This window comes from Geminicoccus roseus DSM 18922, from assembly GCF_000427665.1.
GTDB lineage: Bacteria > Pseudomonadota > Alphaproteobacteria > Geminicoccales > Geminicoccaceae > Geminicoccus > Geminicoccus roseus.
The window spans coordinates 688,225-702,053 of the sequence record NZ_KE386572.1; the positions used below are offsets into that span (position 1 = coordinate 688,225).

General features: G+C 68.0%; 11 protein-coding genes and 1 pseudogene. 8 read left to right on the forward strand and 4 right to left on the reverse strand.

What is annotated here, in order from left to right:
• Positions 1-6: 6 nt before the first annotated feature.
• Positions 7-1,584 carry a phosphoglycerate dehydrogenase gene (gene serA, locus GEMRO_RS0104610; RefSeq protein ID WP_027133075.1) on the reverse strand — a complete coding sequence of 526 codons (1,578 nt, stop codon included), beginning with the start codon at positions 1,582-1,584 and terminating at the stop codon, positions 7-9.
• A 54-nt stretch (positions 1,585-1,638) separates the two neighbouring features.
• Positions 1,639-2,805, reverse strand: a complete 1,167-nt coding sequence (locus GEMRO_RS0104615) for a phosphoserine transaminase (RefSeq protein ID WP_027133076.1) — start codon at positions 2,803-2,805, stop codon at positions 1,639-1,641.
• 257 nt (positions 2,806-3,062) lie between these two features.
• On the opposite strand from GEMRO_RS0104615, the gene GEMRO_RS0104620 reads away from it, so the two are divergent.
• The 6 genes from GEMRO_RS0104620 to GEMRO_RS0104645 all read left to right on the forward strand — a co-directional run bounded on the left by GEMRO_RS0104620 (position 3,063) and on the right by GEMRO_RS0104645 (position 9,820).
• The gene (locus GEMRO_RS0104620) at positions 3,063-4,016 is read left to right on the forward strand and encodes a Bug family tripartite tricarboxylate transporter substrate binding protein (protein WP_407645419.1); all 954 of its coding nucleotides are present in this window, start codon (positions 3,063-3,065) and stop codon (positions 4,014-4,016) included.
• Positions 4,017-4,033: 17 nt separating this feature from the next.
• Positions 4,034-4,510, forward strand: a complete 477-nt coding sequence (locus GEMRO_RS27570; RefSeq protein ID WP_051328688.1) for a tripartite tricarboxylate transporter TctB family protein — start codon at positions 4,034-4,036, stop codon at positions 4,508-4,510.
• Between the two features lie 16 nt (positions 4,511-4,526).
• Positions 4,527-6,014: a tripartite tricarboxylate transporter permease gene (locus GEMRO_RS0104630; protein WP_027133078.1), complete on the forward strand. Its 1,488-nt coding sequence runs from the start codon at positions 4,527-4,529 to the stop codon at positions 6,012-6,014.
• A gap of 587 nt (positions 6,015-6,601) precedes the next feature.
• On the forward strand, positions 6,602-7,984 hold the full coding sequence (locus GEMRO_RS0104635) for an ABC transporter substrate-binding protein (RefSeq protein WP_035484751.1): 1,383 nt from the start codon (positions 6,602-6,604) through the stop codon (positions 7,982-7,984).
• A gap of 145 nt (positions 7,985-8,129) precedes the next feature.
• On the forward strand, positions 8,130-8,966 hold the full coding sequence (locus GEMRO_RS0104640) for a carbohydrate ABC transporter permease (RefSeq protein ID WP_322100052.1): 837 nt from the start codon (positions 8,130-8,132) through the stop codon (positions 8,964-8,966).
• A complete protein-coding gene (locus tag GEMRO_RS0104645; protein ID WP_035484753.1) occupies positions 8,963-9,820 on the forward strand; it encodes a carbohydrate ABC transporter permease in 858 nt (285 codons plus the stop codon). The genes GEMRO_RS0104640 and GEMRO_RS0104645 overlap by 4 nt, the downstream gene beginning before the upstream one ends.
• Before the next feature lie 185 nt (positions 9,821-10,005).
• Here the strand turns inward: GEMRO_RS0104645 and hmpA are convergent, their stop codons facing one another.
• Positions 10,006-11,217, reverse strand: coding sequence for an NO-inducible flavohemoprotein (hmpA, locus tag GEMRO_RS0104650; protein ID WP_027133082.1), 1,212 nt, complete (start codon positions 11,215-11,217; stop codon positions 10,006-10,008).
• Positions 11,218-11,369: 152 nt separating this feature from the next.
• On the opposite strand from hmpA, the gene GEMRO_RS27575 reads away from it, so the two are divergent.
• Positions 11,370-11,870, forward strand: a complete 501-nt coding sequence (locus GEMRO_RS27575) for an Rrf2 family transcriptional regulator (RefSeq protein ID WP_051328689.1) — start codon at positions 11,370-11,372, stop codon at positions 11,868-11,870.
• On the opposite strand, the pseudogene GEMRO_RS35795 reads toward GEMRO_RS27575, so the two are convergent.
• Positions 11,830-12,294 (reverse strand): annotated as a pseudogene (locus GEMRO_RS35795) (Lrp/AsnC family transcriptional regulator). The gene GEMRO_RS27575 and the pseudogene GEMRO_RS35795 overlap by 41 nt on opposite strands.
• Before the next feature lie 183 nt (positions 12,295-12,477).
• On the opposite strand from GEMRO_RS35795, the gene GEMRO_RS0104665 reads away from it, so the two are divergent.
• Positions 12,478-13,770, forward strand: coding sequence for a cystathionine gamma-synthase family protein (locus GEMRO_RS0104665; RefSeq protein ID WP_240476597.1), 1,293 nt, complete (start codon positions 12,478-12,480; stop codon positions 13,768-13,770).
• Positions 13,771-13,829 lie beyond the last annotated feature (59 nt).

Genomic DNA, 13,829 nt, shown 5'->3' on the forward strand with positions numbered 1-13,829 from the left:
TCCGGTTCAGAAGCTCAGCTGCTTGGCCTGGATGACGTGCGGGAGCGCGCAGATCTGCTGGAGGACCTCGGCCGGCACCGGCTGGTCGATGGCGACCAGGGCGATGGCGTCGCCGCCGGCACTCTCCCGACCCAGGTGGAAGGTCGCGATGTTGAGCCCGGCATCGCCCAGGAGCTTGCCGAGCGCGCCGATGAAGCCCGGCTTGTCGTGGTTGCGCACATAGAGCACGCAGCCCGCCAGCTCGGCGTCGATCGGAATGCCGCGGATCTCGACCAGGCGCGGCTTCACCCCCTGGAACAGCGTCCCGGAGACCGTGCGCGGCCCCTTCTCGGTCACGACCTCCAGGGTGATCAGCGTCTGGTAGCCGTCGACATGCTCATGGGTGACGGTGGTCAGCTGGATGCCGCGCGACTTCGCCAGCGCCGGGGCGTTCACCATGTTCACCGAATCGGCGAACGGCGTGAGTAGGCCCTTGAGGATCAGCTGGGTGAGCGGCTTGCTGTTGAGCGTCGCCGCATGGCCGGCGAAGGTGACCGTCGCGCCCTTCAGCCCGGTCTCGGTGAGCTGGCCGGCGAAGCTGCCGAGCTGTTCGGCCAGCGTCATGTAGGGCCGCAGGCGGGGGGCGTCCTCGGCCGAGACGCTTGGCATGTTCAGGGCGTTGATGATGGCGCCGTCCAGGAGGTAGTCGGCGATCTGCTCGGCCACCTGCAGCGCCACGTTCTCCTGCGCCTCGGTGGTGCTGGCCCCCAGGTGCGGGGTGACCACCACCTTCTCCAGGCCGAACAGCGGGCTTTCCTTGGCCGGTTCCACCGCGAACACGTCCAGCGCCGCCCCGGCGATGTGACCTTCCACGATCAGGTCGTGCAGCGCCTGCTCGTCGACCAGCCCGCCGCGGGCGCAGTTGACGATCCGGACACCCTTCCGGCACGACGCCAGCCGCTCGCGGGAGAACAGGTTCCTGGTCTGCTCGGTGAGCGGCGTGTGCATGGTGATGACGTCGGCGCGACGGCACAGCTCGTCCAGGTCGACCTTCTCGATACCCAGTTCCTCGGCCCGGGCATCCGACAGGAACGGGTCGAAGCCCACCACCTTCATCTTCAGGCCGCGGGCCCGGTCCGCCACGATCGAGCCGATATTGCCGCAGCCGACCACGCCCAGCGTCTTGCCGGTGAGCTCGACGCCCATGAAGCGGGACTTCTCCCACTTGCCGGCGCGGGTCGAGCGGTCGGCGGCCGGGATGTCGCGGGCCAGCGCCATCATCATCGAGATGGCGTGTTCGGCGGTGGTGGTGGCGTTGCCGAACGGGGTGTTCATCACCACCACGCCCGCGGCGGTCGCCGCGTCCACGTCGACATTGTCGACGCCGATGCCGGCCCGGCCGACCACCTTCAGGTTCGGAGCGGCCTTCAGGACCTCCGCGGTGACCTTGGTGGCGGACCGGATCGCCAGGCCGTCATACTCGCCGATGATCTCGAGGAGCTGGTCCTTGGTGAGGCCGACCTTCACATCGGCTTCCAGGCCGCGGCGATGGAAGATCTCGACGGCGGCGGGGCTGAGTTTGTCGGCGATCAGAACTTTGGGCATGCCGAAGTCTTTCCCGGGACGAGAGGAATCAGGAGTTCGGGATCGGGCGGCGGCTCAGGCCGCCTGGGCGCCCAGGCGGGAGCGGACCTCGGCGAAGGCCCAGTCCAGCCAGGGCAGCAGCGCCTTGGTGTCCTCGGCGTCCACCGTGGCGCCGCCCCAGATCCGCAGGCCGGGAGGGGCATCGCGGTAACCGGCAATGTCGTAGGCGACCTTCTCCTTGGCGAGCAGGCCCGTCAGTTCCTTCACCACCTTGCCCTGCTGCTCCGCCGACAGGGAGGCCACGGCCGGATCGACGATCTTCAGGCAGATCGAGGTGCAGGAGCGGGTCGCGGGGCCTGCGGCCAGGAAGTCGACCCAGGGCGTTTCCGCCACCCAGGCGCTGATCGCGGCGAGATTGGCTTCCGAGCGCCGGATCAGGCCGTGGAGCCCCCCCACCTGCTCCGCCCAGGCCAGGCCATCCAGGGCGTCCTCGACCGCCAGCATGGACGGCGTGTTGATCGTCTCGCCCTTGAAGATGCCCTCGATCAGCTTACCGCCCTTGGTCAGACGGAAGATCTTCGGCAGCGGCCAGGCCGGCTTGTAGGTCTCCAGCCGCTCGACCGCCCGGGGCGACAGCGCCAGCATGCCGTGCTGCGCCTCGCCGCCCAGCACCTTCTGCCAGGACCAGGTCGTCACATCGAGCTTGGACCAGGGCAGGTCCATGGCGAAGGCGGCCGAGGTCGCATCGCAGAAGGTGAGGCCCTGGCGGTCGTCCGCGATCCACCGGCCGTCCGGCACCCGCACGCCCGAGGTCGTGCCGTTCCAGGTGAACACCGCGTCGCGTGCGCCGTCGACCTCCGCCAGGTCGGGCAGCTGGCCATAGTCCGCCGAAAGCGTGCGCACGTCGGCAAGCTTGAGCTGCTTGACCGCGTCGGTCACCCAGCCCTCGCCGAAGCTCTCCCAGGAAAGCAGGTCGACGCCGCGCGCGCCCAGCATGGTCCACATCGCCGCCTCGAAGGCGCCGGTGTCGGAGGCGGGAAGGATGCCCAGCCGGTAGTCGTCCGGCAGGCCCAGCAGCTTGCGCGAGCGCTCGATCACCTCGTTGATCCGCGCCTTGGCAGCCGAATCACGATGAGATCGTCCGAGCATCGCACCTTCCAGGCCGGCCAGGGACCAGCCGGGTCTCTTGGCGGTCGGGCCGGAGCCGAAAAAGGGGCGATTCGGGCGATCGATCGGCTTCATAAGAGAAGCGTCCTCTTCCGTCGGTGGATTCGGCGCGGAACCTAGGCGTCCCATTCCCGCGCCGCAACATATGGCTGGCGGCGTCATGTCCGGCTGCGACAAGAATTTCTTCAAGCTCGCCATCGGTTCTCCTGAGGCCACCGGGAGAGAACGAGCTTGCAGCCCCGACCCAGGGCGAACATGCTCGACTGGCATCACGACAAAGAACAATGCCGAGGAGGCTAGCCATGTTGGTGCGCATGTCGCGTCGGATGACGTTGGCGACGATGTTCCTGGCCGCCACCAGCCTGGGAGCCGGTGGGGCTATCGCCCAGGCGCAAGAGTTCGAGAGCATCACGCTGCTGGCGCCGGCCGGCCCGGGCGGCGGCTGGGACCAGACCGCGCGTGCGCTGCAGGCGGCGATGACGGACACCGGCATGGTCCGGTCGCTCACGGTCGAGAACATTCCGGGCGCCGGCGGCACGATCGGCCTCGCCCAGTTCGTCGAGCGGGAGAAGGGACAGGGCGACGCGATGATCATCGGCGGCCTGGTCATGGTGGGCGCGATCCTGACCAACGATGCGCCGGTCAAGCTCGACCAGGTCACCCCGATCGCCCGGCTAACCGGCGAGTACGAGGTGGTGGTGGTGCCGGCCTCGTCGGAACTCCAGACCATGGACGATCTGGTGGCGGCCCTGAAGGCCGATCCGGGCGCGGTCGCCTGGGGCGGCGGCTCGGCCGGCGGCACCGACCATATCCTGGCGGGACTGATCGCGCAGAAGGTCGGCGTCGATCCCTCCAAGATCAACTACGTGCCGTTCTCCGGCGGCGGCGAGGCGCTGGCCGCGGTGATGGGAGGCCATGTCGCGGCCGGCATCTCCGGCATCAGCGAATGGATCGGGCAGATCCAGGCCGGGACGCTGCGCGCGGTCGCGGTCTCCTCGCCCGAGCCGGTCGAAGGCCTGGATGCACCGACCCTCCGCGAGACCGGCATCGACCTGGAGCTCACCAACTGGCGCGGGATCCTTGCACCCCCGGGCCTCAGCGACGATCAGCGCGAGGGCCTGATCGAGCTGGTCGACGCGGCGGTCCAGAGCGAGTCGTGGCAGGAAACCCTGCAGACCAAGGGATGGGAGAACGCCTACCTGCCGGGCGACGAGTTCGCGGCGTTTCTCGACCAGGAGAATGAACGGGTCACCGAGGTCCTGAAGTCGATCGGCCTGGTCAAGTAGGACGGCAGGCGACCACGATGGATCACGAACACCAGGGTAGCGGCCGCGAGCTGATGGCGCTGGGCCTGGCTACCCTGGCGGGCGGCCTGGCCCTGGCGATCGGCACCGCCAGCCTGCCCGCGCCGGCTTCCTATGCCGGGGTGGGCGCCCGCCTGTTCCCGGGCCTGGCATCGGCCGGCCTGATCCTGGTCGGGCTGTGGCTGGCGGCGCAGGGCTGGCGCGCTCGCCATGTCCAGGGCGACGGCGAGCCGGTGGACCCGATGGCCGCCGCCGCGATCATCGCCGGGCTGGTCGCCCACATGATGCTGATCGAGACCGCCGGCTTCGTGGTGGCGTCGACCGTCCTGTTCTTCGCGGTCACCCTCGCCTTCCGCGACCGCCGCTGGTGGTTCAACCTTGCTGTGGCCGCGGCGCTGGCGATCCTGACCCGCATTGCGCTCGGCTACGGCCTGGGCCTGAACCTGCCGACCCTGCTGCCGGGCGGCCTGATCTGATGGGTGGACTGATCTGATGGGCGGGCTCGACCAGCTCATGGGCGGCTTCGCCCAGGCCTTGACCCTGGCCAATATCGGCTGGTGCTTTGTCGGCACGGTGCTGGGCACCGCGGTCGGCATCCTGCCAGGCATCGGCCCGGCCCTGACCATCGCCCTGCTCCTCCCGGTCACCGCCTACCTGGACGCCACCGGCGCGTTCATCATGTTCGCCGGGCTGTACTACGGGGCGATGTACGGCTCCTCGACCACCTCGATCCTGCTCAACACGCCCGGCGAAAGCGGCTCGATCGTCACCGCCGTCGAGGGCCACAAGATGGCCAAGGCCGGCCGGGGTGCCGCAGCCCTGGCCACCGCCGCGATCGGCAGCTTCGTGGCAGGCACCATGGGCACGGTGCTGCTCACCTTCCTGGCCCCGGTCATCGCCAACATGGCGATCGCGTTCGGTCCTTCCGAATATTTCGCCATCGCGATCTTCGCGTTCGCCGCGGTCTCCTCGATGCTCGGCACCTCGCCGTCGCGCGGGCTGTTCTCGCTGTTCATCGGCATCGCCGCCGGCGTGGTCGGCATCGACAGCCTGACCGGGCAGGCCCGCTTCACCATGGGCTTCCCCACGCTGCTCGACGGCATCTCGATCGTGGTGGTCGCGGTGGGCCTGTTCGCGGTGGGCGAGGCCTTATGGATCGCTTCCCACCCCTCCCTGCGCGTCCTGGAGATCGAGGCCGTGCGGGGCTCGCTCTGGATGACCCGCGACGAGTGGCGCCGTTCCTGGAAGCCCTGGCTGCGCGGCACCTTCATCGGCTTTCCGTTCGGGGCGCTGCCGGCCGGCGGCACCGAGATCCCGACCTTCGTGTCCTACACGCTGGAAAAGAAGCTGAGCAAACGGCCCGAGGAGTTCGGCCAGGGCGCCATCGAGGGCGTGGCCGGGCCGGAGGCCGCCAACAACGCCGCGGTGGCCGGCGTGCTGGTGCCACTGCTCACCCTGGGCCTGCCGACCTCCGCCACCGCCGCGATCCTCCTGGCGGCCTTCCAGGAATACGGCCTGCAGCCGGGCCCGCTCCTGTTCCTGACCAGCGGCGACCTGGTCTGGGGGCTGATCGCCAGCCTCTATGTCGGCAACCTGGCCCTTCTGATCCTCAACCTGCCGCTGGTGGGCCTGTGGGTCCGCCTGCTCACCATCCCCCAGCACCTGCTCTATGCCGGGATCCTCGTGTTCAGCACGCTGGGCGTCTACAGCCTGAACCGCTCGGTGACCGACCTGGTCCTGCTCCTGCTGTTCGGTCTGGTCGGCTGGGTGATGCGCCGGATCGACATCCCGGTGGCCCCCTGCATCATCGGCCTGATCCTGGGACCGATGGCCGAGCAGCAGCTCCGGCGGGCGCTCTCGATCGCGCAGGGCGACCTGCTGGCCGTGCTGACCCGGCCGCTGACCCTGACCATCCTCGTCATGGCAGCGCTCGTCGTGGTGATTCCCGCCGTCCTCGCGCGCCGGAAATCCGCAGCTTAAGCCTCCGCTACAGGCGGCGACAGAACGCTGGCGCCATGATCGGCCATTTGCAGTTAAGCCGCGCAGGCTGAGCCGGCGCTTCGTGGCCCTTGGGCGACTCTCACGGCCACCTCCAACATGACCCTAGCGATCAACGCCCGGGTCGAGAGCACCGCCACCGGTGGCGGCAACGACCTGACGCCCGATCTCCCAGGCGAGCGCCATCGGCAACAACTTCGCGGTCAGGGTCGAGGGTCTGAACACGCTACCTCAGCCCTGAGGATCGAGGTGGGCTGCGCGCGGCCCACCCTTTTTTTCCCTCCCTCCGCACGGGCATCGGCCATGGCCGATGCCCGGCTTCTTTTGTGCTTCCCTCCTCCCGGCGGTCTCCCCGCCTTGTCTTCTCCAGACCATGGATCGATCCACGCTATTGACCATCTGCGATGCACTGATGATTTTGACCGTCGGTCGGACGGGAAGAACGCAGGTTCCGGCGGCCGCGTTGGTGGATGGCGTCGAGGCGGCGCTTGTGCGGCAACGACTGATATATTAGGGCAAGGCAGGGCAGGAATACCTGGTACCCGCTTGCCCCAGGGAGGCATCAGAATATGAGACGAACCGTGCTGAAGCGCGCGCTTCTGCTGGGCGCCACCGCCATCTTCGCCGCATCGAGCATGCCGGCCTGGTCGGCGGAGACGCTCACGGTCTGGTGGGTGAAGGGCTTCTATCGCTCGGAAGACGAGGCCCTCTACAAGGCGATCAAGGCCTTCGAGGAGAAGACCGGCGTCACCATCGAGCTGTCGCAGTACGCCATCCAGGACATGATCCCGAAGACGGTGGCGGCCCTGGACAGCGGCACCCCGCCGGACATCGCCTACGCCGACAGCTACGACTTCCAGGTCGGCGCCAAGTGGGCGTTCGAGAACCGTCTGGAAGACCTGACGGACGTGCTCGAGCCGATGAAGGACCGGTTCGACGAGAACACGCTCTCGACCACCTATCTCTACAACGATACCACCAAGGAGCGCGCCTACTACTCCTTCCCGCTCAAGCGGCAGACCATGCATATCGAGATCTGGTCCGATATGCTGAAGGAGGCGGGCTTCGAGGAATCCGACATCCCGCAGGACTGGGAAGGCTTCTGGAACTTCTGGTGCTCGGATGCCCAGGACGGCTATCGCGGGGCAACCGGCCAGCGCGCCTACGGCATCGGCCAGCCGATGGGCGTCGATTCGACCGATAGCTTCTTCTCCTTCCTGACCTTCGCCGACGCCTACAACGTCAAGATGGTCGACGACGAGGGCAAGCTGCTGGTCGACGATCCGAGCGTGCGCGACGGCCTGATCGGCGCGCTGACCGACTACACGGCGCCCTACACGGAAGGCTGCGTGCCGCCGTCGGCGACGTCCTGGAAGGACCCGGACAACAACGTCGCCTTCCACAACAAGACGACCTTGATGACCCACAACGCCACGATCTCGATCGCCGGCAAGTGGTTCGACGACATGACCAACCCGGCGCTCACCGAAGAGGAGCGCGACACGGCGAAGACCAACTACTACGAGCTGATCCGCACCCGCGGCTTCCCGAACAAGCCGGACGGCTCGCCGATGGTCTACCGCTCCGCGGTCAAGACCGGCGTGATCTTCGAGCAGTCGAAGAACAAGGAACGCGCCAAGGAGTTCCTGGCGTTCCTGCTGCAGCCCGAGAACCTGCAGCCCTATGTCGAGGGCTCGCTCGGCCGGTGGTTCCCGGTGACCAAGGACGGCATGGAGAGCCCGTTCTGGCAGGAGGATCCGCACCGCAAGTCGGTCTATGACCAGTTCAAGGCCGGCACGGTGACCTTCGAGTTCACCAAGAACTGGAAGTTCACCATCCTCAACAACGAGAACGTCTGGGCCAAGGCGATGAATCGCGTGGTCAACGAGAACGTCTCGGTCGAAGACGCGGTCGACGAGATGATCGCGCGCATCAAGACCGTCGCCGGCTGATCCGGTGAGCCGCCGTCATGGCCGCAGACCGGCCATGACGGCGACGCCGCGCAGGCGTAGCATTCCTGGCTAGTTCAAGAGTCCCTCTCAAGATCGGAGGCGAACCATGTCGGCCGCAGCCGTCCACACGGACAGCGCTTCCTCGATGAGCAAGGTCCGACGCCCCTGGACCGCCACCGAAACCTGGGGGATGATCATGCTCGTCCCCTATGTGCTGGTGTTCCTCGCCTTCGTTCTCTACCCGGTGCTCTATGGCTTCTGGCTCGCCCGAGCGCCCAGCAACTACGTGGAACTGTACCACGACCCGATCTTCCTGCGGGCCGTCGCCAACACGCTGATCTTCCTGGTCGTCGCGATCAACGTGAAGATGCTGCTGGCACTGTTCCTGTCCGGCTTCTTTCTGAACGAGCGCTGGTGGGTCCGCTGGCTGTCGGTACTGTTCATCCTGCCCTGGGCGGTGCCGGCGATCCCGACCATCCTGTCGGTCCGCTTCATGCTCAATCCGGAGTGGGGCCTGGTCAACGCGGTCTGGTTCCGCCTCACCTTCGAGGATGGCCCGAACTGGCTGAACGAGCCCTGGCTGGGGCTGACCATGGCCATGCTCGTGCACATCTGGAAGTCCCTGCCGTTCTGGACGCTGATGATGCTGACCGGCCGGCTCGCCATCTCCAAGGACCTCTACGAGGCCGCCTCGGTGGACGGCGCCAATGGCTGGCAGAAGTTCCGCTTCGTCACCTGGCCGTCGATGCAGACGCTGTACTTCACCCTGACCATCCTCTCGATGATCTGGACGCTCGGTGACTTCAACAGCGTGTACCTGCTGACCGGCGGCGGGCCCGCCGACCTCACCCACGTCCTGGCCACGCTGGGCATCCGCTATCTGCGCCTCGACCAGATCGAGCTCTCGCTCGCCACGGTGGTCTGCGCGATGCCGCTGGTGCTGCCGCTGGTCTACATCATGATGAAGCGGTTCTCCAAATGAGCGCGCGCCGTGGCTTCCTGAGCGGCGTGGCGACCGACGCCAAGCTGCTCCTGATCGGCATCCCGGTCTTCCTGTGGACCATCCTGCCGATCTACCACCTGTTCCTGTTCGCGATCTCGCCCAAGGACACGGCGATGTCCGGCAAGCTCTGGCCGGACAACCCGACCCTCAACAACTTCGTGATCGTGTTCAAGGAACAGCACCACTACCTAAACAATTTCTGGCTGCAGTTCTGGAACTCGTTCTTCATCGCGGCGATGGTCGGGATCCTGACCCTCCTGGTCGCGACGTTTGCCGCCTTCTCGATCAGCCGGCTGAAGACCCGGTTCGGCGGCACGGTGATGAACCTGGCGCTGTTCACCTACTTCGTGCCCGCGGCCTTCCTGGCGGTGCCGATGTACCGGACCATGGGCATCTACAACCTGCTCAACACCCAGTGGGCGATGATCCTGGCGATGATGACCCTGGCCTCGCCCTACGCGATCTGGGTGCTCAAGCAGGCGTCGGACAAGCTGCCGCGCGAGCTCGACGAGGCAGCGGTGGTGGACGGCGCCACGCCCATCCAGCTGTTCCGGCTGGTCTACCTGCCCCTGATGGCGCCCTCGCTGGTGGCGGTCGGCATCTATGCCCTCCTGCTCGCCTGGAACGAGTACCTCTACGCGTTCCTGCTGCTCTCCCGCGACAGCAACCAGACGCTTGCGGTGGCGCTGGGCAGCTTCCTGTCCGCCGACGACTCGCCGTGGGAACTGCTGATGACCACCGGCCTGATCTACGCCCTGCCGCCGGCGGTAATCTACTATGTGTTCAAGCGCTACATGGTGGCCGGCCTGACCTCCGGCGCGGTCAAGAGCTGACGCCGGCCGCGCCGGCGGCCCCGCACCGTCCCCTCGCCCGGGATTGGCAGTGGAGGCAGGCACGGTCGTCGGCCCGTCCGGCGTGATGCGGATCGTGGCCGGCCTGCTTCACCTTGCTTCCCAAACCATCTGGCGCGGCCGGCTCAGCGGGCCGGCCGCCGCCTTCCTCCAGAGCCCCTGCTGGTTCAGGCCGCCAGCAGTTCGTCGGCCGGGCCGAAGAACTCGTAGTGGATGCGGGTGCCCGGCACGCCCGCCTGGGTCAGCCCGGTAACGAAGTCGCGCAGGAACGGCCGCGGGCCGCACAGGAAGTAATGCGCCTGGTCGAGCGGCGTGTTCGCCCGCAGCCAGGCGACGTCGATCCGCCCGGCCCGGTCGTAGTCGCGCCCGGCGACATCCTCGGGCCGCGGCTGCTCATAGAAGGTGGTCACCGTGATCCCGGGCCGGCTGGCGGCCAGTTCGCGGACCTGGGCGCCCATGGCATGGGTCGAGCCATCCAGGGTGCCGTGGACATAGTGCACCGGGACGTCCGGATGGCCACCCGCGGCGGCCGCCAGCATGCTCGCCATGGGCGTCAACCCGACCCCGCCGCTCAGGAGCACCACCGGCCGGTCCGGATGCTCGGGCAGGAAGAACTCGCCGGCGGGCGGCGACACCTTCAACAGCGTGCCGGGCCCGGCATGGTCGTGCAGCCAGTTGGAGGCGACTCCCAGGGGCTCGCGCTTGACCGAGATCCGGTAGGCCGCGCCGTCCGGAGCCGAAGAGATGCTGTAGTTGCGCTTGAGCGGCGGCTGGCTGGGGATCTCCAGCCAGAAGGTCAGGTACTGGCCGGGCCGGTGGCGGATCACCGCCCCGCCGTCGGCGGGCTTCAGCACGAACGAGGTGATGATGGCGCTCTCCACGCGGCGCTCGGCCACGGTGAAGTCGCGCCAGCCGCGCCAGCCGCCCTCGGCCGCGGCCAGCTTGTTGTAGAGCATCCCTTCCCGCGCGATCAGGAGATCGGCCAGGAACCAGTAGCCCTCCCCCCAGGCCGCCAGGATCTCGTCGGTGGCGGCGTCGCCCAGAACCTCCTTGATGGCGCCGAGCAGGGCATTCGCCACGTAGGGGTAGTGCTCGGGCAGGATCTGCAGGCCGACATGCTTTTGCGCGATCCGCTCCACCGCCGCCGCCATCGGCACCAGGTCGTCGATGTTGCGGGCATAGGCCAGGATCGCGTTTGCCAGCGCCCTGGGCTGCGAGCCGGCATCGCCGTGATGCGACTGGTTGAACAGGTCGCGGATCGTCTCGTTCTGGAACATCCGCGCATACATGGCGCGGGTAATGGCCAGGCCATGCGCCTCCAAGGCCGGCAGGCTGGCCTTGATGAGAGTCCGGGTCTGCGCGCTGAGTTCAGTCGCCATCGGCGTGTCCAGGATAGCGGGCGACCAGTCCGGCCGCCTCGGTGGTCAATCATGCACTTCCAATGCATGTATGCCCTGGTGATGAAATCATGCAAGCCAGGTACATATTTGATCCTGCGCTGCTGCGACGGTTTGACCAGGGGAAACGGGGAATGCGCCTGACGCGCTACACGGATTTCGCGATGCGCGTGCTGCTCTACCTGGGCGCGCGGCCCGACCGGCTGTGCTCGATCTCGGAGATCGCCCGCGCTTACGGCATCTCCCAGAACCACCTGATGAAGGTGGTCCACGACCTGGGCAAGGCGGGCTACGTGGCGAGCGTGCGCGGCCGCACCGGTGGCATCCGCCTGGCCCGGCCGGCCGAGGCGATCGTGGTCGGCAGCGTGGTGCGCCATACCGAGGAAGGCTTCGACCTGGCCGACTGCGCCAGCTGCGTGATCGCCCCAGCCTGCGGCCTGACCGGCGTGCTGGCCGAGGCGCTCGCCGCCTTCATGGCCGTCCTCGACCGCTACACCCTGGCCGACCTCCTGGCCCGCCGGATTGACATGCTGACCCTGTTTGGCCAGCCCGCGGGCACCGGGGCGCCACCGGCCGCCCCCGGCCCGGCCGCTCCTACGGACCCGGCGCCGCGGGAAAGAGCGTCGACTGCTTGACGTGGCCATAGGCGAAGCTCGTGTCGATCGTGGCGATGCCCTCCACCGCGTGGAGCCGGGTGAGCACGAAGCGTTCGTAGGCGTTCAGGCTCCCCACCAGGACGCGCAGCCGATAGTCGGCGTTGCCGGTGACGACATAGCAGTCCAGCACCGCGTCGAGCCGCCTGATCGCCGTCTCGAACGCTGCGACCGTGGCGGTGTCGTGCCGCTAAAGGCACACGCGGATGAAGGCGGTCACCGGCAGCCCGAAGGCGCGCTCATCCACCAGCGCGGCATATCCCCGGATCACCTGCGCCTCCTCGAGCTGTCGCAGCCGGCGCAGAAAGGGCGAGGGCGACAGGCTGCCCCGCTCCGACAGCTCCTGGTTGCTCATGCGGCCGTTCGCCGGCAGCGCCGCGATGATCCGGCGGTCCCTGCTGTCCATCTCCCCACGCATCCATGGCAGATCCTGCCAGCCAGCCTGTATCTGGAGCCAGAATTAGGCGGGAAAAGGCTGGGACACCCTGGCATGATCGTGGGCGCCCGCTTATCCGGGCTGGCCCGTGGCGCCCCCGGCCTGGAGGCCGGCGCGCAGCCAGGCATGGGCCCGAGCACCAGGAGCAACGTCATGTCCCCGACCATGTCCAAGCACGCCAAGCGGACCCATATCGGCGACCACCCGCTCCACCCCGAAACCCAGATGATGAACTACGGCTTCGACCCAGCTCTGTCCGAGGGCGCGGTCAAGCCGCCGGTCTTCCTGACCTCGACCTTCGTGTTCCGCACGGCCGAGGAGGGCCGCGACTTCTTCGACGTGGTGTCCGGCCGCCGGGAGTTGCCGGCCGGGGAAAGCGCCGGCCTGGTTTATTCGCGCTTCAACCATCCCAACAGCGAGATCGTCGAGGACCGCCTGGCGGTGTTCGAGGGCACGGAAAGCTGCGCGCTGTTCTCCTCGGGCATGTCGGCCATCTCGACCGCCCTGCTCGCCTTCGCGCGCCCGGGCGACGCCATCCTCCATTCCCAGCCCCTGTACGGCGGCACCGAGACGCTGCTCACCCGGACGCTCCTGCCGTTCGGCATCACCGCAGTCGGGATCGAGGACGGCACCGACGAGGCGGTGGTCCGCGCCGCGGCCAAACGGGCCATGGGCAAGGGCCGCGTCGCGATGATCCTGGTGGAGACCCCCGCCAACCCGACCAACGGCGTCGTCGACATCGCCATGGTCCGCCGCGTCGCCGACGAGATCGGCCGCCGGCAGGGGCACACCCCGGTGTTCGCCTGCGACAACACCATGCTGGGCCCGGTGTTCCAGCGCCCCATCCAGCACGGCGCCGACCTGTCGCTCTACAGCCTGACCAAGTATGTGGGCGGCCATTCCGACCTGATCGCCGGCGCCGCCCTCGGCGCCAGCAGCGTCATGAAGCCGGTCAAGGCGCTGCGCGGCGCCATCGGCACGCAGCTGGACCCGCATTCCTGCTGGATGCTCGGGCGCTCGCTGGAAACGCTCAGCATCCGCATGGAGCGCGCCGACCGCAACGCGCGCGCGGTGGCGGAGTTCCTGCGCGACCACCCCAAGGTCGCCAAGGTCCACTACCTCCCGTTCAGTTCGCCGGATTCGGCGGCCGCGCGCATCGCCGCCGCGCAGTCCACCGGGGCAGGCTCTACCTTCTCCTTCGACATTGAAGGCGGCCAGGCCGCGGCGTTCCGCTTCCTCAACGCGCTGCAGGTCTTCAAGCTCGCCGTGAGCCTGGGCGGCACCGAGTCCCTGGCGAGCCTGCCGGCGAGCATGACCCACTCGGGCGTGCCGGTGGAAGTGCGCGAACGGATGGGCGTCCTGGATTCCACCATCCGCCTGTCCATCGGCATCGAGCATCCGGACGACCTGGTCGCGGACCTGGCTCAGGCGCTCGCGGCGGCCTGAGGCGCCGGGCCTCCGCTTCACCAGAAAGGGCCGCATGTGCTATGGGTAGCCGGTTCGGC